The sequence below is a fragment of the Marinobacter shengliensis genome, from assembly GCF_003007715.1.
GTDB classification, from domain to species: domain Bacteria; phylum Pseudomonadota; class Gammaproteobacteria; order Pseudomonadales; family Oleiphilaceae; genus Marinobacter; species Marinobacter shengliensis.
The window spans coordinates 613,125-631,637 of record NZ_PXNO01000023.1 but is presented as its reverse complement, the minus strand read 5'-3'; the positions used below and the strand labels follow the sequence as shown (position 1 = coordinate 631,637).

Annotated in this window: 11 protein-coding genes; 1 reads left to right on the top strand and 10 read right to left on the bottom strand. The window is 57.7% G+C overall.

Annotated elements, in window-relative coordinates; all coding sequences use genetic code 11:
• Positions 1 to 16 precede the first annotated feature (16 nt).
• The 8 genes from C7H10_RS12165 to cysQ form a co-directional block, all read right to left on the bottom strand.
• Positions 17 to 2,989 carry a parallel beta-helix domain-containing protein gene (locus tag C7H10_RS12165; protein ID WP_106695063.1) on the bottom strand — a complete coding sequence of 991 codons (2,973 nt, stop codon included), beginning with the start codon at positions 2,987 to 2,989 and terminating at the stop codon, positions 17 to 19.
• A gap of 84 nt (positions 2,990 to 3,073) precedes the next feature.
• Entirely contained in the window at positions 3,074 to 5,551 is a 2,478-nt protein-coding gene (locus C7H10_RS12160; RefSeq protein WP_244178271.1) for an amidohydrolase family protein, read from the bottom strand.
• Positions 5,552 to 5,760: 209 nt separating this feature from the next.
• A complete protein-coding gene (locus C7H10_RS12155; protein ID WP_106695062.1) occupies positions 5,761 to 7,125 on the bottom strand; it encodes a DUF1329 domain-containing protein in 1,365 nt (454 codons plus the stop codon).
• A 26-nt stretch (positions 7,126 to 7,151) separates the two neighbouring features.
• Positions 7,152 to 9,059, bottom strand: a complete 1,908-nt coding sequence (locus C7H10_RS12150) for a DUF1302 domain-containing protein (protein WP_106695061.1) — start codon at positions 9,057 to 9,059, stop codon at positions 7,152 to 7,154.
• A gap of 101 nt (positions 9,060 to 9,160) precedes the next feature.
• A complete protein-coding gene (locus tag C7H10_RS12145) occupies positions 9,161 to 12,283 on the bottom strand; it encodes a hypothetical protein (RefSeq protein WP_106695060.1) in 3,123 nt (1,040 codons plus the stop codon).
• 234 nt (positions 12,284 to 12,517) lie between these two features.
• Positions 12,518 to 13,789 (bottom strand): GGDEF domain-containing protein, encoded by a 1,272-nt coding sequence (locus C7H10_RS12140; RefSeq protein ID WP_106695059.1) that lies wholly within the window; start codon positions 13,787 to 13,789, stop codon positions 12,518 to 12,520.
• A 180-nt stretch (positions 13,790 to 13,969) separates the two neighbouring features.
• Positions 13,970 to 14,449: a transcription/translation regulatory transformer protein RfaH gene (gene rfaH, locus C7H10_RS12135; RefSeq protein WP_061331484.1), complete on the bottom strand. Its 480-nt coding sequence runs from the start codon at positions 14,447 to 14,449 to the stop codon at positions 13,970 to 13,972.
• 72 nt (positions 14,450 to 14,521) lie between these two features.
• On the bottom strand, positions 14,522 to 15,289 hold the full coding sequence (gene cysQ / locus C7H10_RS12130; RefSeq protein ID WP_061331485.1) for a 3'(2'),5'-bisphosphate nucleotidase CysQ: 768 nt from the start codon (positions 15,287 to 15,289) through the stop codon (positions 14,522 to 14,524).
• Between the two features lie 165 nt (positions 15,290 to 15,454).
• Between cysQ and C7H10_RS12125 the strand changes: the two genes are divergently transcribed.
• Positions 15,455 to 16,105 (top strand): transposase, encoded by a 651-nt coding sequence (locus C7H10_RS12125; protein WP_244178270.1) that lies wholly within the window; start codon positions 15,455 to 15,457, stop codon positions 16,103 to 16,105.
• A 60-nt stretch (positions 16,106 to 16,165) separates the two neighbouring features.
• Here C7H10_RS12125 and C7H10_RS12120 read toward each other — a convergent pair whose 3' ends face one another.
• Both C7H10_RS12120 and C7H10_RS12115 read right to left on the bottom strand, forming a co-directional pair.
• Positions 16,166 to 17,527, bottom strand: a complete 1,362-nt coding sequence (locus tag C7H10_RS12120; RefSeq protein WP_106695057.1) for an MBL fold metallo-hydrolase RNA specificity domain-containing protein — start codon at positions 17,525 to 17,527, stop codon at positions 16,166 to 16,168.
• Between the two features lie 228 nt (positions 17,528 to 17,755).
• Complete coding sequence (locus tag C7H10_RS12115) at positions 17,756 to 18,394, bottom strand: c-type cytochrome (RefSeq protein ID WP_106695056.1); 639 nt, start codon at positions 18,392 to 18,394, stop codon at positions 17,756 to 17,758.
• Positions 18,395 to 18,513: the final 119 nt, after the last annotated feature.

The window sequence follows — 18,513 nt, the reverse complement described above, 5'->3', positions numbered from 1 at the left end:
GGGTCTGACCCCAATTTCAGGGGGTGATGGTCTGGAAGATGCCGGAGCCGCCGCAGGCTTCGGCGTTTTCGTAGCCGGAGTCCACAACCTGGCCGATCCAGTAGTTCAGCAGTTCGACGGCCTCGGTGTGGCTGACGCTCTTGGCGATGGGCGGCATTTTGCGCTGGGGGTCGCTGGCGTCTTCCACTCGGCAGGAGACGATGGAGCGCCCTGGATCACCTGGTACGACGACATGTTGCCGGCCGCAGGAGCCGCCGCCGGTGGCGGTGGGTTTCTTGCAGATGCCATAGCCGGCGTCGATCTTGCGGTAGTGGTCCAGGTAGTAGCCGGTGTTGGAGGCGGCGCCTTTGTCGTTGTGGCAGTGCTGGCAATTCACTTCCAGATAGGCCCGCAGGCGGGCTTCCACGTCTTCATCCGAGCCACTGGCCGCGCCGCTGTCGCCCGGTACGTTCCAATGGGGCAAGCGTTCGATGTTGGTCGCCACGCCACGGCCATCAACCTGCAGCGCCGGTGCGTTCGCCAGCAAGCCCTGGTCCTTCCAGTACTGCAATTGGTTCACCCGGGGGAAGCCGCCCTGCCCTGCGGTGCCCATGAACTCCGATTCCGGCCGGTAAGCCCGGTTCAGGTTACGGGGTTTGGGGCCGATGGGTGCTGCGCCCGCTTCCTGGTCGTCGTTAGAGTGGCAGGTGATGCACTGGTTCTGGTTGGGAATGGCGTAGCTGTCTGTGGACCCTGCCAGCAGTTTGCCGGTGTGCTGGTCTTGATAGTGCCAGCTCACGCTGCGGGTTTCGCCACCGGGGACCAGCTTCGCTACTTTCTGGCCATTGGCATCCGTTGTCCAGCTGTAGGTGGGTCCACTCCAGACCGCCTTGCCACTCTGGGAGGTGCGCTTGATTAACAGGCGGGTTTCCACCAGTTCCTCTGTACCCTTGCTTTCGTCGGTGAAGGCGAAGGTTTTGGCGATCACAGTGCCATTCGGGAAGTGAATGGTGCCGTTCAGGTTACCGCCGTTCTGGCCATCCACATACAACGCTTTGGTGCCAGGTGGGATGAATGCGACCCGGTACTTGGTGGCGTAGTCTGAGAACAGCTTGGAATTGAGGACAAACGGCACACCGCCTTCGTGGGGCATGCTCCGGGGATCCTGCGCGTCTGCAAACAGGTTGTACTGGTCCAGTCTGGGGCAATCCACGGCCAGGGCGTCGCGGTTGATCTGGCCGTTGGCCACTGGCGCTTCACACAGCTGATTGATGAATTCTTCAGAAGGTGCCGGATCTATGCCGCCGCTGCGCTCAAACGGGGGAATGGTCACCCTGGGCAGGCTGGCCAGGGTACGGCCGAAGCGGGCCTGGCAGTCGTGTACGCTCATATCCGAATCGGCAAAGAATTCAGTCGGGCCGGTGAGGATGTCGCTCAGGCTCTGCCAGGAGAGCAGGGATGGGTCTGGGTCCATTGCCGCAAATAACAGCTCCAGGCCGCGGGTGCCGTGGAAGTTCATGTAGGCAAGGCTGTCGCTGGAAAACTCGTTGCTGTGAATACAGGCGCCCCATTCCGGCAGTTTACGGTCGCCCTGGTTGTCAAATTTGTAGGCGTTGTACAGGCACTCGGGGTTCGGGTGCTCGTTGGTATGAATCGGCTTGCCATTGGCTTTTTTCGGCACTGGCTGGCCGTTGGCATCCACCGGGTAGGGACAATCTGCGTTCAAGTCATCCAGCAGGCCATCCCAGACAATATGGGCGCCCTTCCCCGGCCGGTTGATGTTCTTGATTCCGATGAGCGTAGGCAGCACGGTTTCCACCTCGCCCTCCACCAGCACTTTTTCCAGGTTGGGCGGCGGCAGATCGTAGCCGGAGTTCTTCATTACGTTGTTGTGAATGTGCAGGCCTTCGGTGTACGGGTCCAGCTTTTTGTCTGAGGTTTTGCCCTTGCCGTCGATCAGCTCGTAGCTGGTGTAGATGATCGCTGCGGTGCTGTTGTCTTCGAAGAGGTTGTTGTATATCTCGATGTTGTCGTAACCCAGGGTAATGAACCCGGTGCCCCGGGGCACGGCAGAGACGATGCCGCTGGGGGCAAAGTTGTAGGTGTTGTTGTTACGGGAGATGTTATTCAGCATCACCGAGGTGTCGCCGTACTGGGTGATGTTTTCCAGGTCGTAGATCAGGAAGCCGCCGGTGTTGCATTCCGCCAGGTTGTTGTCGTATTCCCCGCCCTGCACGTTTTCGATCTCAAAACCCATGACGTTATAGGCGGCGCGGCTGTTGCGGATGATGGCGTTATTGGTCTGGCCTACGTAGATGCCGGCGTCTGAGGCGCCGATGGATTCGGAGTTATCCACCAGAATGTTTTCCGACTCCACGGGGTAGATCCCGTAACGACCGCTGGAGGCACTGGGTACGTAATCCGGCGCCGGGTCGCCCTCGTTGAATGGCGGGTTGGTGCACTCCACGTGCAGCCGGCTGGCGACGTTTTCCCCGGTGATCGGCTCACCGCCACCGGACCAGATAGCGCGGACGTTCAACAGGGTGCCCCATTTGACGCCCTTCAGCTTGAAGGCATCGCCCGGGGAATCCAGGATGGTGAGGTCCTTCACGGTAATGCCCCTTACATTCAACGCTTCCAGACCGGTCACGTTGTCGCTGTTGCGGAAATTCAGCACGGTCTCATCCTTGCCGCAACCGCGAATCTCCACGTCTTCCGTGGCCTGGATCAGCAGGCCGTGGTAAAGCTCGAAATAGCCACAACCGAATTCCAGGCTATCGCCGGGGCGCAGCTGAATCATCGCCGCCACCATGTCTTCCGTGGCCTGTTCACCGGGCGCCACCTGGAACACCCGGCCTTCACTGAACCTTGGCGGTTGCTCCGTTTCCTGGCCCGGCCGGTTGGCATCGGCCCGGTCATTACCCGATGAGCCGCCGAAACAACCGGACAACAGCAGCATTGCGCTGATCCCCAGCACCGCAAAACCTGACGTTCTCAGTCTCTGTATCATGGCAATTATCCTTCTTCTTATATTTTTGGGGTCAGACCCCAAGACATTTGGTGGTGCGAAATGTCCGGGGGTCTGACCCCAATTTCATAGCGGGGCGTTTTCGATGCGTTCCCACATGCGCAGGTAGGCTTCGGCCGAGGTGAAGAGCTGGTTGACGGCGTCGTCGATCAGCTCTTGCGGGCGGTTGGAGTGGAGCATCATGTCGGCGATCTGGTCTGGGTAGAGGCCGTAGTGGGCCACGCCGCGGCCGTCGTAGAGGCCGAATTCACGGTCGCCGGTTTTCTGTTTGTGGAAGATGACGCGGCCATCGACTGAGGTGAACGGGTACAGCCTGGCTTCGTCTTCGGCGCTGCCGGGGTTGTTGGCCAGCTGGGCGATGCCGTTGACGTCGGAGGCGAAGCCAGCGCCGCCGAAGGGCCCGACTTTCTGGTCATCCGGGCGGGGCCGGTTGCCATCCTGCACCAGTCTGTCGACCCAGTTTTCGCGGACGCCACCGAAGGAGGCGGTAATGCCGCCCTGAGCGGCGATACGGTCGCGAAGGGCTTCGGTGCCACCCCAGCCGCCGTGGCTGTTGATCACCGGGTATCCCAGTTTCTGAGTGATGTCGAGGATACGGGCGGCGGCTTTGCGGCTGATGTGGTCGGTTTCGATCATCATCTTGCGGCGTACCAGTTCCTGGATGAGGAAATCGCCCAGGTCTGTCAGGCCGCGGCGGTTACACAGGTGCCCGGTGCCCTGGCGTGGGTCCAGGGCTTTGAGTTCTTCCGGTGTTTCCGGGAATCGGTCGCCCAGGTAATCGATCTGGAACAGGAGCTGGTCCAGGATGCCAAAAGCCTGCATGTCGGCATTTTGATCGGTTTCGTCACCGACGTATTCGGTACCTTCCGGGCACTCTTCAAACTCGATGGGGTGGCCGGTTTCCAGCAGGTTGCCGCCATACAGCACGGCGCCAATGCCAACCCCGGAGGAAAGGTCCGGCAGATGGCCGCCGAAGGCGTTGTCGAATTTGTGCACCGGGAACATGTTGCGAACCCCCAGCTGATAGAGCTGGTCCAGCCGTTCGACGATGTCTTGCGCGGTGCATTCCGGCACGCCCATGAACTCTCCGCAGCGCATGACTTTTGACATCTCGATGCCCAGCACCACGGCCATCTTGCCCTCGCCAATCACTTCCCTCGCCTGCGCCGGGCTGGTGACAATCTGGAACCAGCCTTCACCCGGGCCGCCGTGCTGAGCGTCTATGTAGTTCTGCATTTCATACATGCGCTGGATCTGCAGCAGGATGGCTTCCATGGGGTCGCAGTCGTTCTGTTTCTGGGGGTTGATACCGCAGAGCACTTCGTTATGCACCAGGTGGTTGACCAGGATTTTCATGCCGGAGTAATGGGCGCGTTCCAACCACCGGTAGTAACTCTGGTGGTGTTGCAGGGAGTTGTAACGGGGCCAGTCGTTGAAGGTGGGCCAGCCCTGGGTATCGTGAGGGCCGCTGCCACTGGTGACCAACTCCACAAAGCCGGTGGTGCCCCAGGGGCCATGGGCTACTTCGCAGTTCTCCAGGGCGTGGGTAACGCCAAACTTGTGGAACGGCGCGCCGTAGTTAACCCGGCCGCCAATGAATTCATAGGCGGAAATATGGGAGTGAGTGTCCACGTACCCGAAGATATCGTCGTTATCGATGCCTTTGATGTTTTTGAAGCGGTCGACCTCTTTCAGGTACACCGCCGGGCCGCGCTTGTCGGCCACGTCCAGGCTGAGGTCGGCTTCCGGGTAATCTGCGCACCCCTGTGCTGGCTCAAACGTGAAGGCATTGCCGGTATCACGCAACGACGGTGACGACAGGGTTAAACCGTCTTCCGAGGCGCCCAACATCAACCCGGTGATGGCAGAGGTGAGCGTATACTCACTGTCTTGCAGCTTGTTGACTTTCCACACCGCCAGATCGTTCGGGCTATCCACCGTGGCCAGCGCGGGGCGCACGTCTGTATTGGCCAACTGGTCCCCGGTGTATTCCAGGCTTTCACCCAGCTCCCGCAGCAACCCACCCAGTGGGGCAATCGGGTCTAACAATAAATTAGTGGTATCTCCCAACCCGGCCACCAGATAGCTCAGCTCGCCAATGAACATGCCCGCGGTATCCAGAAATTCGCCACCGGGGTCACTGATGCCCAGCAGTTCGAACTGCCCGGCTTGGCCGGCTTCGCGCTGATAATCGGACATCAGCAGGTAGGCACCAAGCTCGGTCGGCCGCAGATAGAACCGGGCGGCCCGGCTGGGGTCGCTGGTCACTCCATAGGCCTGCCCCGAGCTCTCGGAAATAAACCGGCCATCGGCCTGCAAGTTGTAACAACCGTTGGCGAAGGCAAAGCGGGTATTTTCATAGGCGTAGGGCTTTGTGGTCCGGTCTGGAGACGGCGGGGTGGGGTTGCCTGGGCTTGGTCGCTGTTCGCTGTTTTGCGCGATGTCCGAAGCAGATTCGTCACCGCCACCACAAGCGGACAACAGAAGTATTGAGCTTGCACAAACCGCAGAAACCAGCAGGCGCTGGCGCGCTGAAATGGCCACGTTATGTCTCCTTTACGGGCTTTAAGCCCTTTTTGTTTTAATATCGCACTACACAACTTATGCTTAATTATTGAACAAAAACAACAAGGAGTCACGTCTTACAAAGAGGCATTGCGGGCCAATCTTTTAAACGCAGGAACGGCTGATAAACAGAAGGGGTAGAGCCCGCCCCGGCTGGGGCGGGCGGAGGTTATAACAAAGAGAGGCTATTAACGAACACCCGCACGGCGCAGGGCAGCGGGAGTGTAGTCATTGGAGCGAGCGTTAACACCATAGGTGTAAGGGTCGCTTTCTTCGTTGGTCAGACCCATCACCAGGTAGCGACCAGACATCAGATCGTAGAGGGTTTCGGCAGCGTAGGCCGGTACGTTGATGTCGTAGCCCTGAACGTGGTGGGACTCGGCAACGCGCCACAGGTCGCCACGGCCGTCATAGTGATCTACCACGGCAATCTGCCAGGAATCTTCGTCTACATAGAAGTCCCGCTTGGCATAGATGTGGCGTTCTCCATCTTTCAGGGTGGCGCGCACGTGCCACACACGGTGCAGCTCGTAACGAGTGACCGACGGGTTGATGTGGCCCGGCTGAATAATGTCCTTGTAGCTCAGGTCGCGAGACGCCAGGCGGTAGGAGTTGTACGGGATGTACATTTCCTTTTTACCCACCAGTTCCCAGTTGTAGCGGTCTGGTGCGCCGTTGAACAGGTCCAGGTTATCAGAGGTACGCTGGCCATCTGCTGCGGTACCCGGGCCGTCATAGGCCACCTGCGGTGCCCGGCGAACCCGACGCTGGCCGGAGTTGTACAGCCATGCCCGGCGCCCTTCTTTCACTTGATCCAGGGTTTCGTGAACCAGCAATACGTTACCCGCCAGGCGAGACGGTGCGGTGATCACCTGCTTGAAGTAAAACAGGACGTTGTCGTCCATGCCCGGTTTGTAGTCGGCCAGTTCGACCCGATCAGTCAGGTGCTCAGTGAATTTCACCGGGCTGAAATCGCCGTTGGCCTGGGGCGTTACCTGTGCCACGTTACGAATGATGGAACCACCGCGGTAACGGGTGATGTGGTTAAAAATCACCTCCTGGCCCTTCTGGGGGATCGGGAACGGCACACCTCGCTCATAGTTCTGCAGACCGTTGCCATCCGGTGTGAGGGATACGGTGGTGGCGTTTTCCTTCGCCAGGTCCATCAATTCCTGTGGATAGGTGGACGTACGGCGGGTTTCATACACCGGAATCGAGAAGGTGCTGTAGGTTTTGATCATCGCCACCTGGCCGGGGGACAGGTTGTCTGCGTATTGGTCCACGTTGCTCTGATCAATCACGAACTTCACTTCGTCGTTCGGGAACGGGTCTGGGTAAATACCCTGCTGAGGCTGATTGACGCCGGGGTCGGTCAAACCACCATCCCAGGCCGGGATGTCGCCGCCGTTACCGGCCTTTTCAGCGCCAATTGGCGTTAACTCGTTACCCAGCTTGGCCGCTTCGGATTCAGATACCGCAGCCATCGCTGTAGAAACTCCGAACAGGGATAGCGCAATGGCGCCGGCGATGAGGTGTCTCTTGTGGGTTTTCATGGTTGATACTCCTGTTATTTTAGCCATCAGAATGAGTAGGAGATGCTGGCCGCGATGAAGTCGCGATCCGAGATTTCGTTGTATTTGCCACCAAAGAAGTTGGTGTAGCTGATCGAGCCGGAGTAGCGGTTCTGGTAATCCGCATCCAGGCCGATACTCACGGACTTGTTGCCTTCCTTGAAGTTGCCGCCCGGGTCTGGCGCGTAGCCTTTCACGTCATGGGACAAAACCAGCTTCGGCAGCAGGTTGATGCCGGCAAAGGCGTTGGAGTAGTCCAGCGCAAACAGTGCCCGGTACCCCCAGGAGAAGGATGTGGTGAAGCCGTCGCCACCACAGTTGGTGGGGTTAATGTTCAGGCGAGTGGTTTCATCGCCCGGGCCCTGGCTACAGAAATCACCGGTGAAGGATTCGCCGTCGAGCGGGACGGGGCCTACCCCAAAAATACCGGAGCGACCGTAGCGAGCTTCGCTTTTATCGGGCAGGTCATGCACGTAGGTGGCGCCAATCTCGGCAACGGTGATGAAACGACCTGCTCCAAGCACCCGGTCCACGAAGTGGATGAACGTAGCCTGAGCCTGTGAGACATCGTAACGATCAAAGCCATCGACCGGTTTACCGGCGTAGTTAAAATCCGGATCGCTGGCCTGAACACGCTGCTCCAGTTTGCTGACCACCTGACCATCGGGCCCTCTCTGCTGAACACCGCCGTAGATCAGCTCGAAGGTATTCCACTGAATCGGCATGTTCGGCCGGAAGCTGTATTCAGCCCCCAACGAGGTGCCGGTCGGTAGCGTGGTGTTGATACTCACGCCAAACAGATCGATGCCTTTGGGGTAGTCGATGTAGTAGCTCGGGAATCGGGAGAACGGCAAGTCCGGATCGTTGATCTGGCCAGCCTCCGGTGACTCGGGGTTATTCACGATACCGCTGATGTAGGGCAAACGGCTGTGATAACGGATGTAGTAGAAGCCGAGTTCGGAATCCAGGGCCGGCACGAACCAACGCACGGCAACACCGAACTGGTCTTTGTCGCCGGGTTCAACATCGCCCTCCCTTGGGGATACAAACCCCTCTTCAAAGGCCTGGGCGTCTGGTACCTGACCGGCCAGCAGAACCGGTCCGCAACCGTCTGCGGCAACGTCTGCAGAGGAGAAGAAGGTACCGCAATCGTCGATCTTGAACGGTTCCCACTCCAGTTGCAGATAGGCTTCAATGTTGATATCGGGTGTGATGCCAACCGAGGTGTAGATCATGTTCACCGGCAGCAGTACGTCCTTCAGCTCGGCACCGGGGCTGCGGAACGCTGGAACATCAATAGGGTTGGTGGCATTGATACCGCCGAGAATAAATGTACTTTCACCCCAACTAACAACCTGCCGCCCTACCCGGGCCGAGACGGGCACGTTACCTGCGTACCAGTCTGTAAAGATGTATGCGTCCAGAAGATCGACCCCGGCCGCATTGTCTTTGGCTTCGGGGTTCAGCTCGCGACGCTGACCCACCGGGTCAACCGCACGCTTGTTATCCTTCAGCTCGTAATCGTAGTAGTAGGAGCCGCGCACCAACGCACCGACACGTGTCAGGTAATCGCTGTTTGGCCGGTAATCCAGAAACAGTTCAGAGCGACCACGAAGGATCTGGGAGTACGGGTCGCCCTTCTTGAAGTTCAGGTTGCCGTCATCGAAGTTGTTGGAGGACGCCCCTGTATTGCTGAAGGCAAACTCCGGGCCGAGGTTACCCTGGGAGATCAGGTCTGGATCCTGGTCTTCCAGACGGATACCGATACCGGCTGTCAGGGTAGTGCTGAATGTTGCATCTATGCCGTACAGGTTAAAGTCGATGGCCGATGCTGGCGAGGCCAGCATGGCGGCAATGGCGGCCGCCAGGCCCGAGTTTCTCTTCTTGAAACGGCTACTTTGTTTTGTTGTTGTCATGATACTGCTCCCGTGTTTGGGCTGCCCCGGCGCCGATCCGCCGGGGCTTTGAATCACTGTTGATACTGATTGTTTGATCTGGTGTTTTCGGCGATGGCACATCAGCCACCCAGGAGGCCACCAATGCCATCCAGCAGGCCGCCGCCCTCTTCGCCAACATCTTCGGATTCATCAGGCTCTGCACCACCGTCGGTCTGGCCGTCACACTCCGGGTCACCCGGCGCGTTGCCTACATCCTGGACAACGCAATCATTGGTTACGTTGACGGTAAAGCTCGCCTCTGCGTTGGTTTTGGAACGGAACAGAGCCACCAGCTGCGCTGCCATTTCATCGAACACCGCACTGGAACTGAATGGATCAGCGCCCTTCTGGCCGGCCGAGATCGGGTTACCGTGGGAGCCTTCCAGGTAGCGAGTGATGATTGGCCGGGTGCCGTCGTCATCCGCGCTGTCGATGCTCACCGCACCCATGAACCGGGCCATGGGGTCGGTACCAGCCAAAGGTGCTGGCAAGCTGTTAATCTGGAAACCAGAATCAGTGACTAGTTCCAGCGGCCCGAGATCGTAAAGCTCGGCATCTGCAGCATTTGGAATGGTGCCGTCGGATGGACGGTCCGCATCGCCATCAATGCCCACGATGGAGGTGACCAAGGTGGCGCTGTTACCTGAGGATTCAAACAACGGGGCGAAAGCCGTGGGATCGGTTGAATCCAGCAACGCCTGGAAGACGTTGAAGTAGATATTCAACTCGGTACGACCTTGGGCAAGGAGGCCGTCAGACGCAGCATCCAGGCCCGGCAGCAGTACCGGCGCAATGGTGTTACGGGAGTTTTCCGCAATCCGGGTGAACTGGCCGCCGGTATTGAAGAACACTGACGCCAGAATCGGATTCAGGTCCGGGTTGTCCCTGGCCGCAAGGTTGTTGATGACCGGGTACGGCACGCCACCCATGCCGCTCAGGGAATGGCTGATGAAGTACACACGATCTGTGTTGATATTCACACCATTCGAGCAGTCACCCGCAGCGGCACAGGCATCGATGGCATCTTCAATTGCGGGCAATAACGCGTTGACATGCAGCAGGTCAAGAGCGCCCTGGCGCATGTTGTCGCGGGTATTAGCGTAGTTGGTAAAGTTCAGGAACAGGCTGCCGGACTCTGGATCCGTTACCTGGTCTGCCGGCACGGCCTGCATCGCTTCGTTGGCCGTGAAGCCAAAGTGGCGTTCGGTGGCATCCGGAGAGGCATTTGGCTGCATGCCAATTTCGACCATACCCGGGGTTTGTTCCGGGTTGTCTTCATCCCTGGCGCTGGTGGCAGCCTCGCCAAACACGCCGTTCAGCGGCATATCGATGCCAACGGTCACAAAACAATCGGCACTGTTGCTGGGTGCGCCACCGCTGTCCGCCAGGCACAGCAAACCCGCAGCGGTTGCCATCGGAAGGATGGCTGAGCGGTCCTGAGTGGCCGCGTGCTGATAGATAATCACCGGATAACCGGCTGCGGGACCAGCCCCAAAGGCAGGATCAGGCGTTCCTACAATGATCGGAATTTTGGTGTCGGCCTGCTTCTGCGCAAACGGGAAGCGGTAGCTGACCCGGTTAGATTCAGCCTGGGGCAACTCGGGGTTCTCACTGAAATCTGCCGGCAGCCAGGAGCCTGTCTGCAAAGGTGAACCGTCAGCGCCGTCAGGGAGCTGCTGATAGTACGGCAAGGTGATTTCACCTTCATAAACCTGCAGGTTCACGTTGATTTCGGTAAGGAACAGGTCTGCAGCCGTTTGCTCAAGGGCCGGATTGACCTCACCACCGTCTTTTTGGCTGAAGAAACGAACCGGGGAGGGTTCTTCCGCTCCTGGGGCCCTGGGAATGGGAGTGATAGCGGCAATCTGTTCTGCCAGTTCCGCAGCTCTTTGAGAGAAATCTACCGTTTCTTCAACGGCTTGGGTGGCAGCCGCCTGCAGGGTAAAGGCCAGTTGCCGGTCAACAGCTTCATCGGCGACCAGATCGGTGTATCGGAGCTGGATACCGTTTTCATTGGCAATGGTCAGGATCTCCGCCAGCTCTTCATCGTACAAACGGAAACTGGTATCCGTCAGCAAGCTGAACATGCGCTGGTTGATCTGCTGATCCTGTTCCTCCGTGCCCGCAAGCTCCTGACCAGAGAAATTAAAACCGCCCGCGAAGACCTGCCCGAGAACAGATTTCTTGCGTTCGGTCATCAAGCTCTGCCTCAACCAGGCAGCCGGTGCGGCATTGGCCAGAAGTACATCTTCAACCGCCGTTGTGGTGAAGCTGATCGCAAAGGTCACATCACTAAATGAGGAGGCCTCCGCTCCGCTGCCTCCAAACTCACGCTTGAAATTAAAGAATTCGCTGCCCCAGGCCCTGGCGGGCAACATGGAATCCCGGAATGGCTGAAGTGCCGGGTTACTGAGGACAAATTCCGGATTGGATGCGGTCTCGAAGCGATTTTCTCTAACCAGCGGGTCGCCATCCTTATCCACAATCTTGTTACCCAGAACCACCGCGTACTTGGTTTTCGGCTTCAGCGGCTTGATAGGCAACAGGCGAATGGCATTGTTCTGGGAACCGCCAGCAGCTCCGGCCGGTCCGTTCGCATCCACGGTAATGATTTCTACGCGGAAGTTTTCTTCCAGCAGGCTCTGATAAATCTCATCTGCAGCGGCAGTGTCGCCTTCTGCTTCCAGACGTTTGGCCAGGCGGTAGCGATCGGCGGCAACAATGCCGCCGACTTCGCGGGACTGCTGGAACACGCTGTCGCCGGAGGGGAACTCGATTTCCAGCACGTAGATGTTCTGATCCGGGTTGGGCACCACCTCGCCATCGATCTCAACGAAGTTGCGGGCGTCCAGTGTCTGGTTCGGGTCCAGGCTGTCGCTGATCTTGATATCGAACGGTGCGAGGATGGAGTTGCCGTCCACAAAACCCAAACCGGTAGTGACCGGGTTGGCGGGGTCGGTGCCATTGAGCATGGTGCCGTCCAACTCCGGGTTCAGGAAGAACAGCGGATCGCTGGGCAGCGGAAATGCGGTTTCCAGCGGCCGGAAAATGGGCCGAGTTCCCTCAGAAATAGTGTTCGGGTTGCTGATGTTGTACGCGGGATTTGCGTTCTTGTCAGTTTTCCCGCCGCTGTCCAGGCACCCGGTGAGTGCAGTACTGGCGGCGAGGGCGGTGACGAGTGCTCTGTGTTTGAATCTAGCCATTGTGACCATCTCTCCTGCTTATTTTTGTATTTCTGGCAAGACAGACTCCTTTCTACCAAGCCTTTTCACTGAAAAGTCTATCGCATAATATAACGCATTCCAACCTTTTTGATTCAAATACACACCAGCTATGGCGACATAACTACCTTATAATACACTTTATGCTTTATTCTCAGATGGTTAAGAAGAAGGAATGAACAAAGATTCAATACTTGGCGGATGGAGATTGTCTGGTCAGGCGACTTTAGACTGCGCCAACACCCGGTTTCGGCCCGCCTTCTTAGCTTTATACAGAGCTTCATCGGCGCGTTTAACCAGGCTTTGGGCGGTATCGTGGGGGGTGAATTCGGCAACACCCAGACTGATGGTGACAGAACGGCCCACCTCAAAATGGGCGGATTCCACCGCTTTTCGAACGTTTTCAGCAACCACCATGGCACTGTCGAGGGTGGTTTCTGACAGGATCACCAGAAACTCTTCTCCACCCCAACGGCCTAATACATCGGTTGATCGTATCGCCCCGGCTGAGAGCCGGGATACTTCCTGCAGTACCAGATCGCCCACGTCGTGGCCGTAGGTATCATTGAAAGACTTGAAATGGTCGATATCAAATAGCACGACAGACAAGGGGTTGCGGTAGCGCTGGGAACGCTCAATTTCCTTTACCAGGGACTCTTCGGCAAAGCCCCGATTGGTCAGGCCTGTGAGCTTATCGGTTCTGGCCTGGCTGAGAATACCGTTCAGGTAACTGTGGCGCTCCAGAATGATGGAGGTGACAAACAGGTAGTTTGCAATTCTGTTGCTGTCCGGCAGTGGGAATCCTTCGTTGAAGCTCAGGATATCGAAGGTGCCCAGTACACTACCGTCCACTTTTTTGATGGGAAAGGAATGCCAGGCCTGGACGGCTTCCGGTAATCGGGTAGCCGGGGGCTGATCCCGGTGTTTTTGTGCGGCGGGCTCCCGCCTGACCACCACGTGTTCGCCCAGCAAGGCCGATGTAGCGTGCGGGGCACTTCCATGTATCAGCCTTGCTTCGCTGAACTGCCGGGCAACCGCCTCCTTGATTCCCTGGTGCCAGGCAAGTTTGAGTGTTTTGGTGTTCTGGTCCAGCACGGAAATGCCGAAGGCCATCCAGAGAGTCGACTCCGGGCTCGGGTGAAGTAGTTCGAAGGCTTTTTCGAGGCCCTTTGGCAGATCGCCCTCGTTGAGGATCGATTTGATAATGCGGTTTTCCTGCTCGGCGGGGGTCACCGCAAGCGAGGAGTCTGGGGCGCTGGCGATAGAGGCCGAGTCGCAAAGGTCATCCAGTGCCGAAGCCACTTCACTGTGCTCATTGCTTAATTGCGCTACACGTGCATTCAACCGCTTCAATTGCTGGTTGGAAGTGGTTCTCAGTGTTCTGATATCGGCCCTGAGCTTTACCACGCTGGCAAGCAGTGCAACTGCAAGCACGAGAACAGACAGACCGATCAACATTGAAAACGGCTGATCCAGATATTCGGCCAAGCGTGATCACCATCCTTTGATTACGTCTTACCCCGAGTGCCATTAAAGCATCGCGGTTGCCGACAACACATCGACTAATCAACATGCTGCCTTTAGCCCACTGCCTGATTCAGTATGGTTTATGTAATGATAGAAAGAGAAATGTGAATTCGCGTAATAGCGCACACTTTCCTTTGGTCGCTAGCGACGGATAACGGAAACCGGCACCTTTACCTGCTGCTGTTTCTGCATGAAAGTGATCAGAACGATGGCCCGCTCCTCACCATCGTAGGCCTGAAAGATAGCGCTGATACCCTTGAACGGCCCTTCGTCCAGCTCAACCGGCTGGCCCGGCTTGATACCGCCCTGCTCAGCGACTTTATCCAGGCTGACTTTGATGTGCTCAATTACCTCATCGGCGATGGCGGCCGGCTTGTTGGCAAATCCCACGATACGAGCAACCCCCCGCGTGGAGCGAAGCTTCGACCACATGGGATCGGTCTGCTCCAGGTTCACAAACAGGTAACCGGGAAACAGCGGCTCCAGCTTCCTGGTCCGCTTGCCGGCCCGAATTTTCTCCACCTCAATCTTCGGGTAGAAACAGGCCACCTCCTGATTCTGCAAATGCTGCAGCGCCCGATCCCCCTGCGCTGGCTTGTGTTGTAAAGCATACCAAGTCATGAAAAATCCATCTTTGGGGTCAGACCCCAGAACATTTGATCAGGTGAAATGTCTTGGGGTCTGACCCCAACTTCAAAAATACCAGCTACCCGCTGCAATGAAATGCGGATTCAGCACATCTTCCTTGCCGTACTTCAGGGGTTCGCCCTGGGGTGTTTGCACGTTGCCGCCAGCGGCCAGGAGGATGGCGTGAGCGGCGGCGGTGTCCCATTCGCTGGTAGGCCCCATACGGGGGTAGATGTCGGCATGGCCCTCCGCTATGCGGCAGAACTTCAGGGAACTGCCCGCCTGCACGGTTTCGTGGTCACCAAGGCTATCGATAAAGGTGCGGGTTTCCTCATTCAGGTGGTTTTTACTAGCCACCACCCGCAAGGTTTCCCGGGGTTCCACTACGCGAATGCGGTGTATGCGGCCAGTGCGATCCCGCATGCTGGCACCTTCACCTTTGATGCCCCAGAAGGCTTCTTTCAGTGCCGGCGCTGTGACCACGCCCATCACCGGTTCGCCGTCTTCGATCATGGCGATGTTGACGGTGAACTCACCGGTGCGCTGGGTGAAATCCTTGGTGCCGTCGATGGGGTCAATCAACCAGAAACGGCGCCAGTGCTTGCGCTCTTCCCAGGGAATCTCCGCGCCTTCTTCCGACAGGACCGGTATATCCCGTGTGAGGTTGCGCAGCCCCTTCACGATAATGTCGTGGCTGGCCGTGTCGGCCGCGGTGATGGGTGACTGATCTTCCTTGTAACTCACCTTGAAGTCAGACTGGTAAATATGCAGTACCTTCTCGCTGGCTTCATCAGCAATTCTGATCACTTCCGGAAGAATCGAGCTGTAATACATGTTTGCATCCTGCTGGCCGTATCTACCGCAATAATAGCAAATTTTGGGGTCAGACCCCCGGACATTTGATGGGGCGAAATGTCTTGGGGTCTGACCCCAACTTGAATTTTTGGGCAGGTTGCGGCAGATTGTTGCGGTTACAAATCAATTCACAAGGACTGTGAGATGCCCCGCCGACCACGGATTTGTCCGGCCGGGATGCCCCAGCATGTTATTCAGCGGGGGAATAACCGGCAGGAATGTTTTCAGGATCTGGCCGATCGCGCCACTTACGCGACCTATCTTTCCCGCTATCAACGCGAATTTCAGGTGGATATTCACGCCTGGGTGCTGATGAGCAACCATACCCATCTGTTAGTGACGCCCAACGCCGAGGGCGCTCTTTCGAGCCTTATGAAGGCGGTTGGTCAGCGCTATGCCCAGTATTACAACCACAAGTACGACCGCACCGGAACCTTGTGGGAGGGGCGGTTCAAGTCTTGCCTCGTTGATACCGACCAGTACTTTCTGCAATGCCAGCGGTATATCGAACTGAACCCGGTGAAGGCGGGCATGGTGGAGTATGCCGGCGACTATCAATGGTCAAGCTATAACTGCCATGCCTACGGGATGCGCTCGGGCATGCATACGCCGCACGACTGCTACCTGAACTTCCAACCCGATGCCGAGCGGCGCTTCACCAGCTACCGCTCGTTCGTCGCCAGTCCCAGCCCTGACGGAATGGATGAGCAGATTCACTATGCGGCAATCTCCGGCAAGCCGCTCGGTTCTGAAGAATTTCGGGAGCGGATCAAGGCGACATTCGGAGAGTTCTAATTTGGGGTCAGACCCCAGGACATTTGGTGAGGTGAAATGTCCGGGGGTCTGACCCCAATTTTATATTTCGACTTCTTCGAAGAGTTCGGGCACTTCGGCGGGCCAGCCGAATTTCTCGGTGATGCGTTTGCGCATGGTGTCGCTGGCGACGGGTTCGCCGTGGGTGACGTAGACTTTTTCCGGCTTCAGGGTGCCCTGCTCCAGCCAGGCCAGGATTTCGTTATAGTCGCCGTGGGCGCTCATGGAATCGAGGTTGTGAATTTCCGCTTTCACTGGCCAGTATTCGCCGTGGATTTTGACGGATTCGGCACCGCTTACGAGTGCATCGCCACGGGTGCCCGGCGCCTGGAAGCCGGCGAATACCACGCTGTTGCGAGGATTGGGTAGCAGGGTTTTCAGGTGGTGCAGCACGCGGCCACCGGAGGCCATGCCACTGGCGGAGACAATCACGCAGGGGTAGCGCACGGCGTCCAGCTCAATGGATTCCTCAACGGTGCGGACGAATTCGGTTTTTTCATCCATCAGTTCGCACTGGGCGCGGTTGAGTTTGTGTTCTTTGTGGTGCTGGCAGAATATCTCCGTGGCTTTGATGGCCATCGGGCTGTTCAGGTACACCGGCAGTTTCGGGATCTTGCCCTGCCCCATCAGTTTGTGGATAACGTACAGAAGCATCTGGGCGCGGCCCACCGCAAATGCGGGCATCAGGACAATGCCGCCACGGCCGGCCGTCTTGGTGATGATGTCGGCCATATCACCTTCCGGGTCTGATTCCCCGTGGGCGCGGTCGCCGTAGGTGGACTCGCACACCAGAACATCTGCATGTTGCAACGGCTCTGGTGGTCGCATAATAAGGTCGTTCTGGCGACCCACATCACCGCTGAACACCACCGTGCGGGCGGCACCTTTGTGGTGAACGTGCACGCAGGATGAGCCCAGGATGTGCCCCGCCGGAGTGAAACTCACTTCAAAGCCTTTCACGGGTTCGAACTTCTCGTGGTAGTGCAGCGACTCGAAGTGTTTGAGAGCTTCCCGGGCGTCTTTTTCGGTGAACAGCGGCTCGGGCTTTTCGTGCTTGGAGAATTTCTTCCGGAACGCGTACTTGGCATCTTCTTCCTGCAGGAAGCCGGCGTCTGGCAGCAGCACTTTGCACAGCTCGTGAGTTGCCTTGGTGCAGTAGATTTTGCCCTTGAATCCGTTTTTTACCAGTGCCGGCAGGTAGCCGGAGTGGTCAATGTGGGCGTGGGTGAGCACCACGGCATCGATGGTTGACGGGTCTACCGGAAACGTCGCCCAGTTGCGCCGCCGCAAGATTTTTACCCCCTGATACATGCCGCAATCCACCAGCAGGCGGTGGTTTTCATCGGAGAGCAGATAGCGGGAGCCGGTGACGGTGCCTGTGCCGCCGAGGAAGCGAAGTTTCATAGGCGTGTAAATCCTTGTCGGGTGGATACTATTTCCAGCTTAGCGCAAAAATACTAAAGGGTCTGTTCTTGGGGTCTGTCCCCAGCGGGGACTGACCCACTTTTGCCCGTCTGTTGCACAGAACCTGAGCCCATGGGTTCCAAAATGGGTCAGTCCCCGTTCGGGGACAGACCCCTGGGAGATGGGCCGCGGTAAAAGTGGGTCAGCCCCCATGCGGGGACAGACCCTTCAAAGGCCTTGCAGATAGGCGGCAAGGGCCTGGATATCTGTTTCGGACAGCACAGCGGAAATACCAATCATAGGGGACGTGTGCTTTGTTGGATCCATGCCCTGGAAGCGTTTCAGCGCCTGCGTGACGTATTCCGCAGGCTGGCCGGCCAGGCGGGGCATGTCGCGGAAGCCTTCGGCGGTTTGGCCATGGCAGGCGGCGCACCTTTGCTCGTAGAATCGGCCACCTTTCTCCGCAAGGCGAGGATCGCCGCCAGGGCGTGGCTGGGCTATTTGTTCGCTGTAATACACGGCGATATTGATGCGCTCTTCGACGGTGAGGGTTTTCGCCAGCTGAGACATCACGTAATCCTCACGGGCACCGCTGCCGAATTTCTCGAACTGCTCAAACAGATACAAAGGGTGCTGGGCTGCCAGGTTGGGAATGTAGTCGCGTTTACTGTTGCCGTCGCGGCCATGGCAATAGCCGCAGAAGCGGATGCGTTCTTCGCCGGCATCGTAGCTGGCTTGCCGGCGCTCATCGTCGGCGACAATGTCTTCCAGTTGGGCCAAGGCACTGTAGACGGAGGTGGCGCCGGCCCAGGGTGTGAGTGCCAGTAATGCGATAAAGACCAGGAGTTGTATTGAGCGATTTTGCATTCGTAGTGCCCAGACAAGTGTGAATGGGCACAGGATAACGATGGGGCTGCGGTGTGATCTTGCGAAAGATCAATTTATTCGGCGTTTGGGGTCTGACCCATTTTGGAACCCATGGGCTC

What these genes read in the sequence shown, in the direction of transcription:
- C7H10_RS12165 (WP_106695063.1), bottom strand. Translation starts at nt 2,989, where the DNA reads ATGATACAGAGACTGAGAACGTCAGGTTTTGCGGTGCTGGGGATCAGC.
- C7H10_RS12155 (WP_106695062.1), bottom strand. Translation starts at nt 7,125, where the DNA reads ATGAAAACCCACAAGAGACACCTCATCGCCGGCGCCATTGCGCTATCC.
- C7H10_RS12150 (WP_106695061.1), bottom strand. Translation starts at nt 9,059, where the DNA reads ATGACAACAACAAAACAAAGTAGCCGTTTCAAGAAGAGAAACTCGGGC.
- C7H10_RS12145 (WP_106695060.1), bottom strand. Translation starts at nt 12,283, where the DNA reads ATGGCTAGATTCAAACACAGAGCACTCGTCACCGCCCTCGCCGCCAGT.
- rfaH (WP_061331484.1), bottom strand. Translation starts at nt 14,449, where the DNA reads ATGACTTGGTATGCTTTACAACACAAGCCAGCGCAGGGGGATCGGGCG.
- cysQ (WP_061331485.1), bottom strand. Translation starts at nt 15,289, where the DNA reads ATGTATTACAGCTCGATTCTTCCGGAAGTGATCAGAATTGCTGATGAA.
- C7H10_RS12125 (WP_244178270.1), top strand. Translation starts at nt 15,455, where the DNA reads ATGCCCCGCCGACCACGGATTTGTCCGGCCGGGATGCCCCAGCATGTT.
- C7H10_RS12120 (WP_106695057.1), bottom strand. Translation starts at nt 17,527, where the DNA reads ATGAAACTTCGCTTCCTCGGCGGCACAGGCACCGTCACCGGCTCCCGC.
- C7H10_RS12115 (WP_106695056.1), bottom strand. Translation starts at nt 18,394, where the DNA reads ATGCAAAATCGCTCAATACAACTCCTGGTCTTTATCGCATTACTGGCA.